Genomic DNA, 17,028 nt, shown 5'->3' with positions numbered 1-17,028 from the left:
GCGCCGTTCCCGCGCGACAAGCGGCCGGTCATGACCACTCCTTTCGTCCGCACCGCCCCGTCGCCGACCGGCTATCTCCACATCGGCAATGCCCGCTCGCTGATGTTCAACTGGCTGTTCGCCAAGCGGCATGTCGGGCGCTTCCTGCTGCGCTATGACGATACCGACCAGGCGCGCTCGAAGCCGGAATTCGCTGACGCCATCGCCGAGGACCTTGCCTGGCTCGGCGTCGTTCCCGACGCCAGCGTCAAGCAGTCTGAACGGATCGCGCTCTACGATGGCGCGGCAGACAAGCTGCGCGCCGCCGGGCGCCTCTACCCCTGCTATGAGAGCGCCGACGAGCTCGATCGCAAGCGCAAGCGCCAGCTCGCCCGCGGTCTGCCCCCCGTCTACGACCGCACCGGCCTGAAGCTGACGGCCGAGGAGCGCGCCAGGCTCGAAGCGGAAGGCCGCAAGCCGCATTGGCGCTTTCTGCTCGACTGGGAGGAGGTCGGCTGGGACGATCTCGTCCGCGGCCCCTCGCATGTCGACTGCGCCTCGCTCTCCGATCCCGTGCTCGTGCGCGAGGACGGCACCTATCCCTATACGCTGCCCTCGGTCGTCGACGATCTCGACATGGGCATCACCCATGTCATCCGCGGCGAGGACCACGTCACCAACACCGCCGTGCAGATCCAGATCATGCAGGCATTGGGCGGGGCGCTGCCGGCCTTCGGCCATCACAACCTGCTGACCACCGCGAGCGGCGAGGGGCTGTCGAAGCGCCTCGGCCATCTCTCGCTGCGGGGCCTGCGCGAATCCGGCATCGAATCGCTGGCGGTGGCGGCGCTCGCGGTGCTCACAGGCTCGTCGGAGGCGGTTCGGCCGGTGTCGAGCCTCGACGAACTCGCCGGGCTGGTGGATCTCGCCCATGTCTCGCGTGCGCCGGCCAAGTTCGACGAGCACGAGCTGGAGACGCTGTCCGCCCGCACCCTGCACCAGCTCGACTTCGCCACCGTCGAGGAGCGGCTGAAAGATCTCGGCATTCCCGCCAGCGAGCCGTTCTGGCTCGCCGTGCGCGGCAATCTCGCCCGGCTGTCGGACGCCAGGGACTGGTGGACGATCGTCGAGGGGCCGATCGAGACGCAGGTTGCCGATCCGTCATTCGCTGCGGCTGCGGCTTCGCTGCTGCCGGCGGAACCGTTCGATCACACGACCTGGAAGAGCTGGACGCAGGCCGTGGCGGCTGAGACCGGCGCAAAGGGCAAGGCGCTGTTCATGCCGCTACGCCAGGCGCTGACCGGCCGCGATCATGGCCCGGAACTCGCGGCGCTGCTGCCGCTGATCGGGCGCGAGAAGGCGCTGAAGCGACTCGCAGGCGAAGCGGCGTAGGCTGTACCGCCATCGCGAAGGCTCGTGAGCCGAGCCCCTCACGCGTGCCGGTCCATCGCCGTCTCGTGTTTGGTGTCGCGCATGGTCGAATAGACCAGCAGCGAGATGAAGATCACCGCCGAGAGGTAGTAGTAGAACCACTGCTCGTGGCCCTGCTGCTTGAAGAACAGGGCGATTGCCGGCGCGGTGCCGCCGAAGATCGAGACGGTCAGGGCATAGGGCACGGCGACGCCGGTGGCGCGGATCGAGGTCGGGAACAGTTCCGCCTTCACCACCGCGTTGATCGAGGTGTAGCCGGCGACGAAGAGCCAGGCGCCGGAGATCAGCAGGAAGGCGACCCATGGCGACTTGGTCTGCGCCAGCGTCGTCAGGATCGGCACGGTGAGCAAGGTCCCGGCGAGGCCGAAGAAGATCAGCAGCGGCTTGCGGCCGATCCGGTCGGAGATCAGCCCGTAGATCGGCTGCAGGATCGAGGCGAAGATCAGCGATCCCGCGATCACATAGGTGGTGGTGATGTCGGAAAGGCCGACGGTCTGCTTCACGAAGGTCTGCATATAGGTGGTGAAGGTATAGAACGCGGCGGTGCCGCCGGCGGTCAGCCCGACCACGATAGCGACCTCGCGCGGATATTTCAGCAGGCCGCGCAGCGAGCTTTCCTGTTTCTTGATCTTGTTGGCCTCGGCGAAGGCCTCTGTCTCGTGCATGTGCCGGCGCATGAACATGGCGGTGACGGCCAGCATCGCGCCGATCACGAAGGGGATGCGCCAGCCCCAGTCGACCAGTTGCTCATGCGTCAGGAAGACGTTCTGCAGGAGCAGCAGCACCAGAATGGCAGTGAGCTGCCCGCCGATCAGCGTCACATACTGGAAGCTCGAATAGAAGCCGCGATGGTCGGGATGGGCGATCTCGGTGAGATAGGTCGCGCTCGCCCCGTATTCGCCGCCGAGGCTCAGCCCCTCAATGATCCGGGCCAGCGCCAGCAGCACCGGCGCGGCGAAACCGATCGTCTCATAGGTCGGCGTCAGGGCGATGATCAGCGAGCCGAAGCACATCATCAGCACCGAGACGGTCAGTGACAGCCGCCGCCCGTAGCGGTCGGCGATATGGCCGAAGAGCCAGCCGCCGATCGGACGCACGATGAAGCCGGCGGCGAAAAGTGTCGCTGCGTTGAGCTGCACCACCACCGGGTCATGCGAGGGGAAGAACTTCGGCGCGAAATAGAGCGCGAAGGCGGTGTAGGCGTAGAAATCATACCATTCGACGAGGTTGCCGACCGAGCCGATGAAGATCGCCTTCAGGCGTCGCGCCGTATCGGCGACGTCGAGGCCCTGAGGGGCAGGCGTTGCGGTTGCTGGATTGGACATGGCTCGCTCCGCTTTCGAGGGCGGCGCGAGCAGCAGCGGGCGCCGGCAGCAGAACTCAGGTCTACGCCTTGCGTTCCTGGCCTGTCAGCGACGGAAGATTTGAGCAGGCTTGCTTCCAGCGCATGACGGCACTGTTCCGCTGGCCAGTTCTGACAACCTCAGCCCTCATCCTGAGGAGCCGCCAAGCGGCGCCTCGAAGGATGCTTGAGGAGGTGCCGGAACAGGCTGGCGCATCCTTCGAGACGCAGGCCGTTGCCGGCTCCTCGGGGTGAGAGCCGAGGAACTTTCAGCTTGCCGCGCTACGGCCGTGCGGTTGCTCCGACGCCTAGATTGGGCGCGAGGTTCGGCGCGACGATCCGCACGGTGCGGCGCTCGCCGGTGACGCTCTTGCTCTCGCGCTTCAGCCCGTCGCCCTGCTGCAAGGTCTTCTCGCCGTCGATCCGCTGTGGGCCGACGCCGGCGGATTCGGTGCTGGCAGTCGGGACATTGGCATCCGGCGTCGGCTCGTCGCCGGGTGCGGCCTGAAGCGTGGTCGGCGCCGGGGTGGCCGGCTTGGCCTCAGCCGCAGGCGCATTGGCAGCACCCTTCTTGCCGCGCTGCGGCTGCTCGGGCTTGGGCCGCGACATCTCCTGCGAGCGCTGCTCGGTGACGATGATGTCGCCTTTGCGCTGCTCGAGCATCTGCTCGGCGTTCGCCAGCGCCTGGGCCCAGCTCTGGCCGGGGCCCCGGCAGGTGCAGGCGGCGTCGAAGCTGCGGGTGTACTTCAGCGCGTTCGGCAGAGAGGTATAGGGCTGCCCGGTCGAGCGTGCCACGGCGTTCTGGATGTCGCCGCCGCTGCTCATGCCATAGGCGCGCGTCTCGGTGCCGGGGCAGAGCGACTGGCACATCTCGTCCTGCCCTTCGCGTCCGCTCGGGCTGTTGGCGAGCGGGAAGAAGAAGCCGTCGCAGCTGCGTACGCAGACCGTATAAGGCCCGCCCTGGCGTCCACCGCCTTCCGTCGGCTCGGACGGCTGATCCGGGTCGAGCTCGGGCAAGGTGGAATCGATCTCGCCGCGGCGCGGCTCGATGCCGAAGATCGTCTCGAAGAAGCCGCGCTGCTGCGGCGCCCGGCAATTATTGTTGATCAGCGCGGCGAGCTGGGCACGGCGCTGCTCGATGCCGCCGCCCTGGGCCTGCTGTTGAAGCTGGGCATATTGCTGCTGGAGCGCGCCCAACTGGGCGCGGATGCCGCCGCATTGCGGCGGGGGGGCGTCGCCGAAGAAGAGGAAGCCGCCGCGATCGCAGCCCATCGCCCGATATTGGTTGGAGAGCTGCCCCAGCTGGCCGGCGACGCGCTGCGCCGCCTGGGCGGCGCGGGGATCGCCGCCGCGCTGGCCCTGCAGGCTGGAGAGCTCGGCGCGCCAGTTGTCGCAAGCCGGCGACTGCGCCACGGCTGCGCTCGTCAGCGCGGCGAAAGCCAGCGCCGGAGCGAGAACGCGTCGGAGCGAAGCGAAAATCATCGAAGGCAGAGTGCTATCCCTGTAACTCGTCCGGTGCAGGCCGTGATCGCCCGCACAGACAGAGCACATGCTAGAAACGCGACGGAACTAAGGAGGCGCGCGTCAGCCGGGTCGAAACGGCGATTCGACGCACCGTCTATTCGCCTCAGCGCATCGCATATCGCGCCCCGGGCGGCAAATCAGCTCTCGATAACGCTTGCGCGATCAGGCTTCCTCTGTCTGGTACGCGCCGGCGAGATGGCGACCGCGCTCGGTCAGCACTGCCAGAACGCGCTCGAAGACGCGCAGCTCTTCCGGCGCGATCCCCTCGATCCAGCGTTCTTCGAAAGCGAGTGCCAGCGGCACGATCTGGGCGTAGAGGCGTTGGCCGGCGGCCGTGAGGGCGACGAAGGCCTCGCGCCGGTCGGCCCGATTCTCGGCTCGCGTCACCAGCCCGCGCTTGTCTAGCTCCGAGACGGCCCGCGAGACCTTGGTCTTGTGCATCTGCGAGAGCTCGCCGATGTCGCGCGAGGTCAATTGCCCAAATTCGCCGAGCTGCGCGATCACTCGCCATTCCGGGATGCCGATGCCGAAGCGCGTGCCGTAGACGCGGCCGAGCGCGCGGCTGGCGAAAAAGCCGACGACGTTGAGCCGATAGGGCAGGAACTGCTCGAGATGCAGGGCGCGGTCTTCAGGCTTTTGCTTCGTTGACATTAGTTGCGCTTGTAACTAACTGGGGTGAGAGAATGCCGCAGCGGCTGCGGCACGCATCATTACCGAACGGCAGCACCTGTCAAAGCCGCCGCCATGGGAGGGACGACGATGAGCTTGCAGCCCGCGGTTCGTCCAGGTTTCCGCCGGCGGATCGGGACTGTGCCTGTCCATGCGTGAGCCGGGCGTCTCCCGGCGAGGCCATCGGCCCCGGAGGCGCGCCGTCGGCACGCTCCGGAGCGATGGTTGTCGGTCAGCGCGAGCGCAGCCGGTTCATGAAGGCGTCGTAGGAGAGCTCCGCCACCTGCCACCAGAGCAGGTTCTCGCCGCGGAAGGCGACCATCGACTCGTAGCCTTTCTTGAAGGCTTCGCTCTTGGCCGAGGTCTCGGCGTAGTACTCCTCCGCCGCCTTGAGCGAGGCTTCCATGATCGGCTGCGGGAAGGCCTTGAGCTGCGCGCCCTGGGCGATCAGCTTGCGCAGGCCGCCCGGATTGACGAAGTCGTACTTCGCCAGCATCCAGTTGTTGGCCGCTTCGCAGGCATTCTGCACGATCGCCTGGTAGTGCTTGGGCAGCTTGTTCCACTGATCCTGATTGATCACGAGGTGCAGCATGGCGCCGCCCTCCCACCAGCCGGGATAGTAGTAATAGGGCGCGACCTTCACGAAGCCGAGCTTCTCGTCGTCATAGGGGCCGACGAACTCGGCCGCGTCGATGGTGCCGCGCTCCAGCGCCGGATAGACGTCGCCGGCCGCGATCTGGGTCGGCACCACGCCGAGCTTGGCCAGCACTGCCCCGCCCATGCCGCCGATGCGGAACTTCAGGCCCTTGAGGTCGTCGAGCGTCTTGAGCTCCTTGCGGAAGAAGCCGCCCATCTGGCAGCCGGAATTGCCGCAAGGGATCGAGTAGGCGTTGAACTTGGCCAGCGCGGCGTTGACGATCTGCTCGCCGCCGCCGAAATACCACCAGCTATGCTGCTGGCGGGCGTTGAGGCCGAAGGGGATGCCGGTGCCGAGCCCGAGCGCCGGCTCCTTGCCGACGTAGAAATAAGTCGGCGTGTGGGCGCATTCGACAGTGCCGGAGGTGACGGCGTCGAGCGCCTGCAGGCCGGGCACGATCTCGCCGGCCGAGAAGGTCTGGATCTGGAACTTGCCGTCCGTGGCGTCGGACATGAACTTCGCGAACTGCTGGGCGGTGCCGTAGATCGTGTCGAGCTGCTTGGGGAAGCTCGACGTCAACCGCCATTTCACTTCGGGCATCGATTGCGCGATCGCGGGCATCGCGATCGGCGCGGCGGCTGCGGCGAGCGCGCCCGTCTTCAAAAACATACGGCGTTGCATGGACTTTCCTCCCGGGGACAGATTTGCTGCCATCATCACTGTTCGGCGAGGATTGAAAAGAGATGAAACTAGCATCCCTCATGCACGGCCGGGATGGCCGCCTCGTCATCGTCTCCGGCGACCTGACCCGCGCCACCGATGCCTTCCCGGTCGTCGCGACGCTGCAGGGCGCGCTCGACGACTGGGATCGCTGCGCGCCGCGCCTCGCCGATCTCGCCGAGAGCCTGGAGCACGGCTCGGTACCGTCCTTCCGTTTCCACGAGCATGACTGCGCCTCGCCGCTGCCGCGTGCCTATCAGTGGGTCGATGGCTCGGCCTATGTGAACCATGTCGAGCTGGTCCGGAAGGCGAGGGGCGCCGAGATGCCCGAGAGCTTCTGGACCGACCCGCTGATGTATCAGGGCGGCTCCGATTCCTTCCTCGGTCCGCGTGAGGCAGTGAAGCTCGCGAGCGAGGATTACGGCATCGATCTCGAAGCCGAGATCGCGGTCGTCACCGGCGACGTGCCGATGGGCGTCATGCCCGAGGAGGCGAGGGGGCTGATCCGCCTCGTCATGCTCGTCAATGACGTGAGCTTGCGGAATCTGATTCCGAACGAATTGGCGAAAGGCTTTGGTTTCCTTCAATCAAAGCCGTCCTCGGCCTTCTCGCCGGCGGCGGTGACGCCGGACGAACTCGGCCCGGCCTGGAAGGACGGCAAGCTCAACCTGCCGCTGCTCGCCCAGGTCAACGGCAAGCCCTTCGGCAAGCCGCAGGCCGGCGTCGACATGACCTTCGATTTCGGCGTGCTGATCGCCCATGCCGCCAAGACCCGCCCGCTCGTCGCCGGCACCATCGTCGGCTCCGGCACGGTTTCGAACCGCGATGCCGACGGCGGCCCTGGCCGGCCGGTCGCGGAAGGCGGGCTCGGTTACGCCTGCATCGCCGAGCAGCGCATGGTCGAGACGATCCGGCACGGCGCGCCGAAGACGCCGTTCCTGCGCTTCGGAGACAGTGTCCGCATCGAGATGAAAGACGCTGCCGGCCATTCGATCTTCGGCGCGATCGAGCAGGAGATCCTGCCGTATGCGTAGCCCGCACCGTCATTCTCGGGCGAAGCGAAGCGCCGATCCGAGAATCTCCTGGCGAGTAGGGCCCGGACTGGAGCCTCTCGCGGCCTGAGATGCTCGGGTCAAGCCCGAGCATGACGTCAGTATCAACACGTTTACGAGGTTGCCCAATGTCCTCCCCCGCTTTCGCCTCCACCGCCGATCTCGGCGAAAAGACCGTATCGTTCGAGGAGATCGGCAAGGGCGTTTACGCCTATACCGCCGAGGGCGACCCCAATAGCGGCATCGTCGTCGGCGACGACAGCGTGCTCGTCTTCGACGCGCAGGCGACGCCGACCATGGCCGAGCGCGTCATCGGAAAAGTGCGCGAGGTCACCGACAAGCCGGTCAGCCATGTCGTGCTATCGCATTACCACGCCGTGCGCGTCCTCGGTGCGCCCGCCTATGGCGCGAAGGAGATCGTCTGCTCGGACGCGGCACGGGCGATGATCGTCGAGCGCGGCGAGGAGGACAAGGCGAGCGAGATCGGCCGCTTCCCGCGGCTGTTCCAGGGCGCCGATTCGATCCGCCCCGGCTTGACCTGGCCGACCACGACCTTCTCGCACAACGCCTCGATCTGGCTCGGCAAGCGCGAGGTCCGGCTGATGAAGCTCGGCCGCGGCCACACCGCCGGCGACATCGTCGCCTGGATGCCCGACACCAATGTGATCTTCGCCGGCGACCTCGTCGAATACGGCGCTACGCCCTATTGCGGCGACGCTCATTTCACCGACTGGCCGACGACGCTGGACGCGCTCGCCGCCTTCGCTCCCGCTGCGATGGTGCCGGGCCGCGGCGCGGCGCTGACCAACCGGGCGATGGTCGCCGACGGCATCAAGGGCACGCGCGCCTTCCTCACCGACCTGTACGAGGCGGTGAAGAGCCATGTCGCCGCCGGCCGCTCGCTGCGCGAAACCTTCGAGCGGGTCCACGAAACGCTGAAGCCGGCCTATGGCGACTGGGTGATCTTCGAGCACTGCCTGCCCTTCAACGTCACCCGCGCCTATGACGAGGCAGGCGGCCTCGACCATCCGCGCATCTGGACCGACGAGCGCGACCGCCAGATGTGGTTGGACCTCAGGGGCTGAGGCGTCAGCGCATGCAGCCGTTCCGCCAGTTCGCCTATCGCCGCAGCGCGGATCAGGACGCGGCAACGCCCGCCCGGCATCCGGTCGTCATCGTCGGTGCCGGCCCGGTCGGGCTGACCTTGGCGCTCGATCTGGCACGCCGGCAGGTCCCGGTCGTGCTGATCGACGATGCCGATCGGATCGGCGAGGGCTCGCGCGCCATCTGCTTCGCCAAGCGCACGCTCGAGATCTTCGATCGGCTCGGACTGGCGCAGGCGATGGTCGAAAAGGGTGTCACCTGGCAGAAGGGCAGGGTCTTCCGCGGGCAGGCCGAGCTCTACGAGTTCGACCTCCTGCCCGAGGGCGGCCACAAGCAGCCGGCCTTCATCAATCTCCAGCAATTCTACGTCGAGGCGGCACTGGTCGACGCCGTTCTGGCGGAACCGCTGGTCGATCTGCGCTGGAGCAACCGCCTGGCCGGCCTCGACAACCGCGAGGACGGGGCGCGGATCACCATCGCCACCCCGGAAGGCGATTATTCCCTGCACGCCGACTGGCTCGTCGCCTGCGACGGCGCGCGCTCGCCGACGCGCGGCCTGCTCGGCCTGGAATTCCGCGGCGAGGCTTTCGAGGACCGCTTCCTCATCGCCGATGTGAAGATGACCGCGCCGTTCCCGACAGAGCGCTGGTTCTGGTTCGATCCGCCCTTTCATTCCGGCCAGTCGGCGCTGCTGCACAAGCAGCCTGACGATATCTGGCGCATCGACCTCCAGCTCGGCCCCGATGCCGACCCGGATCATGAGAAGCAGCCGGAGATCGTGCGGCCCCGGATCGAGCGCATGCTCGGCCATGCCGATTTCGCGCTGGAATGGGTCTCGGTCTACCGCTTCCAGTGCCGCCGGCTCGACAGATTCCTGCACGGCCGCGTGGTCTTCGCCGGCGACGCCGCCCATCAGGTCTCGCCCTTCGGCGCGCGCGGTGCCAATTCCGGCATCCAGGACGCCGATAATCTCGGCTGGAAGCTCGCGCTGATCGTGCAGGGCAGCAGCCCTACCTCGTTGCTCGACAGCTATGACAGCGAGCGCGTCGCCGCCGCCGACGAGAACATCCTGAACTCGACGCGGGCGACCGACTTCATCGCGCCGCGCTCCCCCGGCGAGCGGCTGCTGCGCGAGGCGGCGCTTTCGCTCGCGCCCCTGACCGGCTTCGCCAAGCGCTTCGTCAATTCCGGCCGGCTTTCCGTGGCCAGCGCCTATGCCGGCTCGGCACTGTCGAGTGACGAAGAGGACTGGGACGACGGCCTGCTGCCGGGTGCGCCCTTCCTCGATGCGCCGCTGGCCGATGGTTCCCATACTTGGCTGAGCGAGGCCTTTGCGGCCGGGCAGGCGATCCTGATCGGTGAGGGCGCGGCAGAGATTGCGCCCGCCAGGGTCCTCGCGATCGAGCCGGCTGCCAGCGATGGCACCCTGCGCCAGCGCTATGCCCTGGAGCAGGGTGCAGCCGCGCTGCTGCGGCCGGACGGGCATGTCGCTGCTCGGTTCCGCGAGCCGAATCGGGCCGCGATCGAAGCCGCGCTCGCGCGGATGGAGGGCAGGGGATGAATGCAGCGGCCACCATGGCGCCAGCGAGCAGGCTCGCGCGCGAATCGCGCTTCGCCGATCCCGACGCCGCCTTTCGCCTGCTCGCCCAGGCGCATCGCGACCTCGATGAGCGTGCAAGCGCCGCGCTCAATGCCCGCCTCGTCCTGATCCTTGCCAACCAGATCGGCGACGAGCAGGTGCTGCGCGAAGCCGTGGCGCTGGCGCGCGAGGCGAGCTAGGTTGGGCGCACGACGCCGGAGCGAGCCATGATGGAAGACCTTCCGACCTTCTACTCCACCCTGATTCCGCTCGGCTTCTTCTTCTGGGGGCCGGCGCTGGTGGTGCTGACGCTGCTGCTCTCCTGGCTCTGGGCGCGCAGCCTCAAGGTCGACCGGGCGCTGGAGAGCGATCTCGACGGTTTCACCAAGGACGACGTCGAGAAGCTGTTCTCGCTCTATGGTCCCGAGCGCCGCGCCATTTATCGCAACAAGCTGCTCCCGGCCGACCTTGCCTTCGCGCTTGTCTATACGGTCGTCGGCGCGTTGATCATCACCGGCCTGTCGATGCGCGGCTATCCCTGGTGGGTGGCGGCGCTGTGCGGCGGCGGCTGGCTCTTCGGCGGGCTCTGCGACATCGTCGAAAACCTCGCCATTGCGCGCCTCCTCGATCGGTTTCCGACCCTCGACGACGGCACCGTTGCCATCGCCAGCGGCTTCACCCGGCTGAAGCTCGTCCTGACAGGGCTTGGCTTCATCGGCGCGATCGCGGCCTACTACCTGGCGTTCAGGCCGATCGTGGCCTGAGCGGCTTTTCGCCAGGCGGCCCGATCCTGGCGGAAGCAGGCGGCCGATACCGCTGGATCGCCGATGCTCGGCGCGTCCCGCGTCTTGTCGGCTTCGAAGCCGAGCCGAGCGGCGAGTTGCAGCGAAGCGACGTTCTGCGGATGCGTGACCACGAGGGTCTCGGGCAGCTCGAGCGTCTCGAAGGCATGGCGGAGCAGCCGGCTGACTGCCTCCCGGGCGAAACCCTGTCCCCAATGGCGCGTGGCGAAACGATAGCTGACCTGCGCCTGCTCCGGGTCGTCGCCATCTGGAATGAGCCCGACATAGCCGAGCGGTCCGCTTTCGTCGGTACGGGCGAACACTGTCCAGTAGCCGAGCCCGCGCTCGATATGCAGGAAGCTGCGCGCTGCGACACCCTCGCGCCCCATCGCGGGGTCCCCGATTGCCGCGATATGGCGCATCACCTGAGGGTCGGCGTTGAGCGCGGCGATGAAGTCGAGATCGGTCGCGGTTCGCGGCTTCAGCAGGAGGCGCTCCGTTTCCAGCACCGGCAGCATGGTGGTCGCCCTGTCGTGTGGTTCGAGGATTGCTGACGCCTGCACTGGTGCGGGACCGCGCGCCATCCCATATCCTGCCCGCCGTCCCTCGGGAACGCTCTGGGAGAATCTGGATGAGCTTTCGTCATTGTCTTCTCGCCCTCTCGTCTCTTCTCGCGCTCGCCGGCGTCGCTGCGCCGGCCGTGGCGCAGGAGGACCTGATCTTCAGGAAGTCGACGGTCTGGAAGATGCTGACCCCGGACGACAAGCTCGCGGTCTACGGCGTCGACGACCCGGTCGTCGAGGGCGTCGCCTGCCATTACACCGTTCCTGAGAAGGGCGGCGTTTCCGGCATGTTCGGCGTTGCCGAGGAGGTCTCGGAGGTCTCGCTCGCCTGCCGCCAGGTCGGTCCGGTGAAGATCAAGGAGAAGTTCTCGCAGGGCGACGTCGTCTTCCGCGAGCGCCGCTCGCTGATCTGGAAGAAGATGCAGATCGTGCGTGGATGCGATACCAAGCGCAACGTGCTGATCTACATGGTCTACACCGACAAGCTGATCGACGGCTCGCCGCAGAACTCGACCTCGAGCGTGCCGATCATGCCCTGGGGCGGGATGGGCGACGTACCGAAATGCTCCGAATGGGTGAAGTGAGGCGGGTTTGACCCGTCTAAACTAACGAGGCGTGTAGGTGCCGGTGTAGTTGCAGTTCGCGCCGTGGAACGGTGTGCAGGCGCCGCTTTCCGTCACCGTGAGGGCGCGGCCCCTGCGGCGAATCTCGAGGCGGCAGATCTCACCATATTCCGTTGCTTCGGCGACGAGCCGGTCACCCTGGGGCCGGCCGCGAGCCGAGATGACGCCGACGCAGCTCCGGCTGCCGATCTCGGCATCGACCTTGAGCATGCCGGCGCCGGCCGGGCGGATCGTCATGCTGCCGCCAAGCATCCGATAGCGGCCTTCGAAAGCTTCGGCCGGCAGCAGTGTCGCCAAGGCGAAGATGGCGATGAGCGCTGGACGGATCATGGGCCGGTGATCCCCGATGCAGCCGGGGAACATCCACGGCGGCCAAGCATACGGCTTGCGTCAATCCGGGAAAATCTCGCCCGTCGGGGTTAGCCCCCGCAGGTGATCGCCAGCGGCTGCTCGGCCACGGGCGCGCTGGCTTGGCGCGGCGTCGAGCCGGTGAAGTCTTCCGGCTTGGCGAGACCATAGGCGGTGGCGGCACGATGACCTTGCGACTCGCACCAGGCGTCGGCGACGATCTGGCCGCATTCGGACTTGCTGGAAATGCAATCGGCGACGCCGTAGCCGTCTCCGGCCGGGATCAGATAGGTGCGCTCGGCCTTGGGGGCGGCGACGGTTCCGGTCGCAGGCAGCAGCGCCAGCGACATCCCCGCACCGATGATTCCGAAGAGCCCGACCAGAGCGACGGCGCGGCGCATGATATTGTCCCTGAGACCCGACCGGGGCTGAACCTTCGACATGTCAAATAGGTTCCAAATGGTTAAGACTGCGTGAACCTCGGCAATCTTGGTTGCGCGCAAACCGTCTTCCGCTTGTGGCGGCATTGCGGCGATGAGGGCAGGAATCGCGGGAGGGCAGGGCGATGGCGCGCAGGCGTTGCCAAGCTGCCACTTGACGTAAGCGTACATGACAGGCATCACGGCAGGATGACGCGAGCCCTCGCCATTACCTGCATTATTTGCCGCTAGCTTTCGCTGGCCGGCTGCTCACGTCCTCGTCCCCACGAAAAGACAGACAGCGCCCCGGCCAGCGGCCAGGATAAGCCGTTTTTGTCGCCTTCTCGTCAGGATACCACTTCGATGCAGCCGCCCCTCAGGCTCTACAACACGCTCACGCGGACGAAGGAGGTCTTTACCCCCGTCGATCCCCAGAACGTGCGCATGTATGTCTGCGGCCCGACGGTCTATGACTATGCTCATATCGGCAATGCCCGGCCGGTCATCGTCTTCGACGTGCTCTACCGGCTGCTGCGGCACGTCTATGGCGAGGGTCATGTCCGCTATGCGCGCAACCTCACCGACGTCGATGACAAGATCAACGCCCGCGCCGCGCGCGATTTTCCCGACCTGCCGCTGAACGAGGCGATCGCGAAGGTCACGCAGACGACGACGGCGCAGTTTCACGCCGATGTCGATGCGCTCGGCAACCTGCGCCCCGACGACGAGCCGCGCGCCACCGGCCATATTGAGGAGATGAAGGCGATCATCGAGCGCCTGATCGCCCGCGGTGTCGCCTATGTCGCCGAGGAGCATGTGCTCTTCCATGTCCCGGCCGTCGCCGGGCTGAAGGACGCGCCGCGCTACGGCTCGCTCGCCCGCCGCTCGCTCGACGAGATGGTGGCTGGAGCACGAGTGGATGTCGCTCCCTACAAAAGGGATCCGATGGATTTCGTGCTGTGGAAGCCCAGCCGCGCCGGCATTGATCCGGGCTGGCCATCGCCGGCCGGCATCGCCACACCCGGCCGCCCCGGCTGGCACATCGAGTGCTCGGCCATGTCGATGAAGGCGCTGCTCGAGCCGTTCGGCGGCGGCCTGCAATGCGACGATCCCGCCCGGAACGTCTTCGACATCCATGGCGGCGGGATCGATCTCGTCTTCCCGCATCACGAGAACGAGCTCGCCCAGAGCTGCTGCGCTTTCGGTGCGGCCGGCGGTGCTGCGCGCATGGCAAACTACTGGATGCACAACGGCTTCCTGCAGGTCGAAGGCGAGAAGATGTCGAAGTCGCTCGGCAACTTCGTCACCATCAACGAGCTGCTGGCGACCGAGAGCTTCGGCGGGCGGACATGGCCCGGCGAGGTGCTGCGTCTCGCCATGCTCAAGACCCATTACCGCCAGCCGATCGACTGGACGGTGAAGGCGCTGGAGGAGGCGGAAAGGACGCTGGCCGACTGGGCCGTGGCTGCAGGAGACGCTGAAGCAGGGCAGGTTCCTGCCGGCGTGATCGAAGCGCTGGCGGATGATCTCAACACCTCGCAGGTGCTCGCCGAACTGCATGCCCTGCGCAAGGCCGGTGATCACGCCAGCCTGAAAGCGAGCCTCGCGCTGCTCGGCATCGGCTTGCCGGAGCTGCCCGTGGCCGCGATCGATGATGCCTTGCGCACGAAGGTCGAGGCCTTGATCGCCGCCCGCCTCGCTGCCCGCAAGGCGAAGAACTTCGCCGAATCCGATCGCCTTCGCGACGAGCTTGTGGCGATGGGCATCGTGCTCATGGACGGCAAGGACCCGGCGACCGGCGAGTTGACGACCAGCTGGGAGGTGAAGCGGTGATGACTCCCGCCTCACGTGAGCCGATCATCATTGCCGATGCGGGGCCGGTCCTGCGTCTGGCTGCGGCTGGGCTGCTCGCCATGCTGCCGCGGCTGAACCGCCGCATCGTGCTGGTCGATCGTGTCGAGGACGAGCTGGTCGGCGATGAGACCAAACCCTTCGCGATCGAGATCCGCAACTGGATCGAGAGCGAAGGCATGGCACTCCTGCGCGTGCCGACCGTGATCGGCGAAGGCATCCGTTCGCTCAGGGCGCGCGAGCGCTCGCTCGAGGAGGAGGCACGTCTAAAGGCGAGCCTGCGCAATTCCGGCGAGCTTGCGCTGCGCGAATTCGTCGACTTCTGGCGGCCCGACGAAACCTCCTCGGCGATCGTGCTCTACGAGGATCGCAAGGTCCCGAACCTGTTCCTTGAAGTCGACTACCCGGTCACCTTGATGACGACCCGCGCCTTTGCACGGACCATGGCGTTATGGGGCGTCCATCTCGATGCCCCGGCCGCGCTCGAAGCCATTGCCGGCATCTATGATCTCAAGCCGGCGATGATCGGCGAGATCGACCCCGATACGCCTGTCGACCTGCGACCCCTGCCGGCTGTTTTGAAAGAAGACCAAGAACAATGACCACCGAGGCTCCGAAGATCCGCAAGCGTGGTTCGCTCTCGATCGCGATGAAGCTCGTCATGCTCGCCATGGTGATGCCGAAGGTGTTGCGTTACCGGTTGCGGGTGAGGCGATGAGCGCCGCAGCCCCCGCTCCAGTAGCCGAAGCCGCGCCGCGCAAGGCTGGCGAGGCGACGCTCGCCCGCATCCACCTTTTCGACACGACGCTGCGCGACGGCGCCCAGACCACGGGCGTCGACTTCTCGCTCGACGACAAGCGCGCCGTCGCGGCGATGCTCGACAAGCTCGGCATCGACTATGTCGAGGGTGGTTACCCCGGCGCCAACCCGCTCGACACGGCCTTCTTCGCGAACAAGCCGACGAAGCACGCGAAATTTGCCGCCTTCGGCATGACCAAGCGGGCAGGGCGCTCGGCCTCCAACGATCCCGGCATCGCCGCGCTGCTAGAGGCCAAGGCCGACGCGATCGTCTTCGTCGCCAAGAGCTGGGACTATCACGTCCATGTCGCGCTCGAGATCTCCTTGGAGGACAATCTCGACGGCATCCGCGACAGCGTCGCCACCGCGAGGGCGGCCGGCCGCGAGGTGATGCTCGATTGCGAGCACTTCTTCGACGGCTACAAGGCCAATCCCGACTATGCGCTCGCCTGCGCCCGCACGGCCTATGAGGCCGGCGCGCGCTGGGTCGTGCTCTGCGACACCAATGGCGGCACGCTGCCGGACGAGGTCGGACGGATCGTCGCCGAGGTCGCGAAGGTTGTTCCAGGCGATCATCTCGGCATCCACGCCCATGACGATTGCGGCTGCGCCGTCGCCAACTCGCTCGCTGCGGTCGAGGCCGGCGTTCGCCAGATCCAGGGCACACTGAACGGGCTCGGCGAGCGCTGCGGCAACGCCAATCTCGTCACGCTGATCGGCGCGCTGAAGCTAAAGGAGCGCTACAACCGCCGCTTCGCGCTCGGTGTCGGCGAGGCCGAGCTCGGCGAGCTCACCCATGTCTCGCGCGCCCTCGACGAGATGCTGAACCGCGCGCCCAACCGCCATGCCCCCTTCGTCGGCGCCTCGGCCTTCGCCACCAAGGCCGGCATCCACGCCTCGGCCGTGTTGAAGGACCCGCGCACCTACGAGCATGTCGCGCCCGATCTGGTCGGCAATGTCCGGAAAGTCCTGGTTTCCGACCAGGGCGGCAAGTCGAACCTCGTCGCCGAGCTGGAGCGCATCGGCGTCACCATCGGCCGCGACGATCCGCGCCTGTCGCGCGTGCTGGAGGAGCTGAAGGAGAAGGAGGCACAGGGTTATGCCTTCGAGGGCGCCGACGCCTCGTTCTACCTGCTTGCCAAGCGCATCCTCGGCGAATTGCCTGATTATTTCGAGATCGAGCGCTTCACCGCCAATGTCGAGCGCCGCTACAACGCGCTGGGCGAGCTCGTCACCTTCTCGGAGGCGATCGTCAAGGTGAAGGTCGGCGAGGAATCGCTGATCTCGGTCGCCGAAAGCGCGCTCGGCCCGGTCAACGCGCTCGACCTCGCCTTGCGCAAGGATCTCGGCCGCTACCAGTCGCTGATCGGTGGCCTGAGGCTGGTCGACTACAAGGTCCGCGTCTTTCAGGGCGGCACCGACGCTGTCACCCGCGTCCTGATCGAATCCGCCGACGAGACCGGCGAGCGCTGGACCACGGTCGGCGTCAGCGCCAACATCATCGATGCCTCGTTCCAGGCACTGGTCGATTCGATCACTTACAAGCTGATGCGCGAAGGCGCGACGGCGTAGTCAGCCTCCTTCTGCCCCCGGGGGAGAAGGTCCGG

Annotated in this window: 17 protein-coding genes; 10 read left to right on the top strand and 7 right to left on the bottom strand. The window is 66.8% G+C overall.

Going from position 1 to position 17,028, the window contains the following annotated elements:
* Positions 1–30: 30 nt before the first annotated feature.
* On the top strand, positions 31–1,371 hold the full coding sequence (gltX, locus tag BMZ21_RS05585; RefSeq protein WP_091830730.1) for a glutamate--tRNA ligase: 1,341 nt from the start codon (positions 31–33) through the stop codon (positions 1,369–1,371).
* A gap of 38 nt (positions 1,372–1,409) precedes the next feature.
* Here gltX and BMZ21_RS05580 read toward each other — a convergent pair whose 3' ends face one another.
* From BMZ21_RS05580 to BMZ21_RS05565, 4 genes are all read right to left on the bottom strand, one after another.
* On the bottom strand, positions 1,410–2,735 hold the full coding sequence (locus BMZ21_RS05580; protein ID WP_091830728.1) for an MFS transporter: 1,326 nt from the start codon (positions 2,733–2,735) through the stop codon (positions 1,410–1,412).
* Positions 2,736–3,034: 299 nt separating this feature from the next.
* Positions 3,035–4,165 carry a DUF2865 domain-containing protein gene (locus tag BMZ21_RS05575; protein ID WP_158673616.1) on the bottom strand — a complete coding sequence of 377 codons (1,131 nt, stop codon included), beginning with the start codon at positions 4,163–4,165 and terminating at the stop codon, positions 3,035–3,037.
* 273 nt (positions 4,166–4,438) lie between these two features.
* Positions 4,439–4,927, bottom strand: a complete 489-nt coding sequence (locus BMZ21_RS05570; protein ID WP_091830724.1) for a MarR family winged helix-turn-helix transcriptional regulator — start codon at positions 4,925–4,927, stop codon at positions 4,439–4,441.
* 250 nt (positions 4,928–5,177) lie between these two features.
* Positions 5,178–6,263, bottom strand: coding sequence for a TRAP transporter substrate-binding protein (locus tag BMZ21_RS05565; protein WP_091830722.1), 1,086 nt, complete (start codon positions 6,261–6,263; stop codon positions 5,178–5,180).
* A 62-nt stretch (positions 6,264–6,325) separates the two neighbouring features.
* Between BMZ21_RS05565 and BMZ21_RS05560 the strand changes: the two genes are divergently transcribed.
* From BMZ21_RS05560 to BMZ21_RS05540, 5 genes are all read left to right on the top strand, one after another.
* Positions 6,326–7,336: a fumarylacetoacetate hydrolase family protein gene (locus BMZ21_RS05560; protein ID WP_091830719.1), complete on the top strand. Its 1,011-nt coding sequence runs from the start codon at positions 6,326–6,328 to the stop codon at positions 7,334–7,336.
* A gap of 146 nt (positions 7,337–7,482) precedes the next feature.
* Complete coding sequence (locus tag BMZ21_RS05555; protein ID WP_091830717.1) at positions 7,483–8,439, top strand: MBL fold metallo-hydrolase; 957 nt, start codon at positions 7,483–7,485, stop codon at positions 8,437–8,439.
* A gap of 11 nt (positions 8,440–8,450) precedes the next feature.
* Complete coding sequence (locus BMZ21_RS05550; RefSeq protein WP_091830715.1) at positions 8,451–10,019, top strand: FAD-dependent oxidoreductase; 1,569 nt, start codon at positions 8,451–8,453, stop codon at positions 10,017–10,019.
* Positions 10,016–10,237, top strand: coding sequence for a DUF2783 domain-containing protein (locus BMZ21_RS05545; protein WP_336529454.1), 222 nt, complete (start codon positions 10,016–10,018; stop codon positions 10,235–10,237). The genes BMZ21_RS05550 and BMZ21_RS05545 overlap by 4 nt, the downstream gene beginning before the upstream one ends.
* Positions 10,238–10,264: 27 nt before the next feature.
* The gene (locus BMZ21_RS05540) at positions 10,265–10,801 is read left to right on the top strand and encodes a hypothetical protein (protein ID WP_091830713.1); all 537 of its coding nucleotides are present in this window, start codon (positions 10,265–10,267) and stop codon (positions 10,799–10,801) included.
* Here BMZ21_RS05540 and BMZ21_RS05535 read toward each other — a convergent pair.
* The gene (locus tag BMZ21_RS05535; protein ID WP_091830711.1) at positions 10,771–11,403 is read right to left on the bottom strand and encodes a GNAT family N-acetyltransferase; all 633 of its coding nucleotides are present in this window, start codon (positions 11,401–11,403) and stop codon (positions 10,771–10,773) included. The two genes, BMZ21_RS05540 and BMZ21_RS05535, sit on opposite strands and share 31 nt — an antisense overlap.
* 47 nt (positions 11,404–11,450) lie before the next feature.
* Here BMZ21_RS05535 and BMZ21_RS05530 point away from each other — a divergent pair, with 47 nt between their 5' ends.
* Complete coding sequence (locus tag BMZ21_RS05530; protein WP_091830708.1) at positions 11,451–11,966, top strand: CreA family protein; 516 nt, start codon at positions 11,451–11,453, stop codon at positions 11,964–11,966.
* 21 nt (positions 11,967–11,987) lie between these two features.
* On the opposite strand, the gene BMZ21_RS05525 is transcribed toward BMZ21_RS05530, so the two are convergent.
* Together BMZ21_RS05525 and BMZ21_RS30755 are read right to left on the bottom strand one after the other, a co-directional pair.
* On the bottom strand, positions 11,988–12,335 hold the full coding sequence (locus BMZ21_RS05525) for a hypothetical protein (RefSeq protein WP_091830707.1): 348 nt from the start codon (positions 12,333–12,335) through the stop codon (positions 11,988–11,990).
* 89 nt (positions 12,336–12,424) lie between these two features.
* On the bottom strand, positions 12,425–12,964 hold the full coding sequence (locus tag BMZ21_RS30755) for a hypothetical protein (protein WP_244543719.1): 540 nt from the start codon (positions 12,962–12,964) through the stop codon (positions 12,425–12,427).
* A 171-nt stretch (positions 12,965–13,135) separates the two neighbouring features.
* Between BMZ21_RS30755 and cysS the strand changes: the two genes are divergently transcribed.
* The 3 genes from cysS (at position 13,136) to cimA (ending at position 16,993) form a co-directional block, all read left to right on the top strand.
* Positions 13,136–14,605 carry a cysteine--tRNA ligase gene (cysS, locus tag BMZ21_RS05515; protein ID WP_091830705.1) on the top strand — a complete coding sequence of 490 codons (1,470 nt, stop codon included), beginning with the start codon at positions 13,136–13,138 and terminating at the stop codon, positions 14,603–14,605.
* The gene (locus BMZ21_RS05510) at positions 14,605–15,225 is read left to right on the top strand and encodes a hypothetical protein (RefSeq protein WP_091830703.1); all 621 of its coding nucleotides are present in this window, start codon (positions 14,605–14,607) and stop codon (positions 15,223–15,225) included. The genes cysS and BMZ21_RS05510 overlap by 1 nt, the downstream gene beginning before the upstream one ends.
* Before the next feature lie 112 nt (positions 15,226–15,337).
* Positions 15,338–16,993, top strand: a complete 1,656-nt coding sequence (gene cimA / locus BMZ21_RS05505) for a citramalate synthase (protein WP_091830701.1) — start codon at positions 15,338–15,340, stop codon at positions 16,991–16,993.
* Positions 16,994–17,028: the final 35 nt, after the last annotated feature.

The organism is Allobosea lupini, from assembly GCF_900109525.1.
GTDB lineage: Bacteria > Pseudomonadota > Alphaproteobacteria > Rhizobiales > Beijerinckiaceae > Allobosea > Allobosea lupini.
This window is presented reverse-complemented; position numbering and strand designations above follow the sequence as displayed.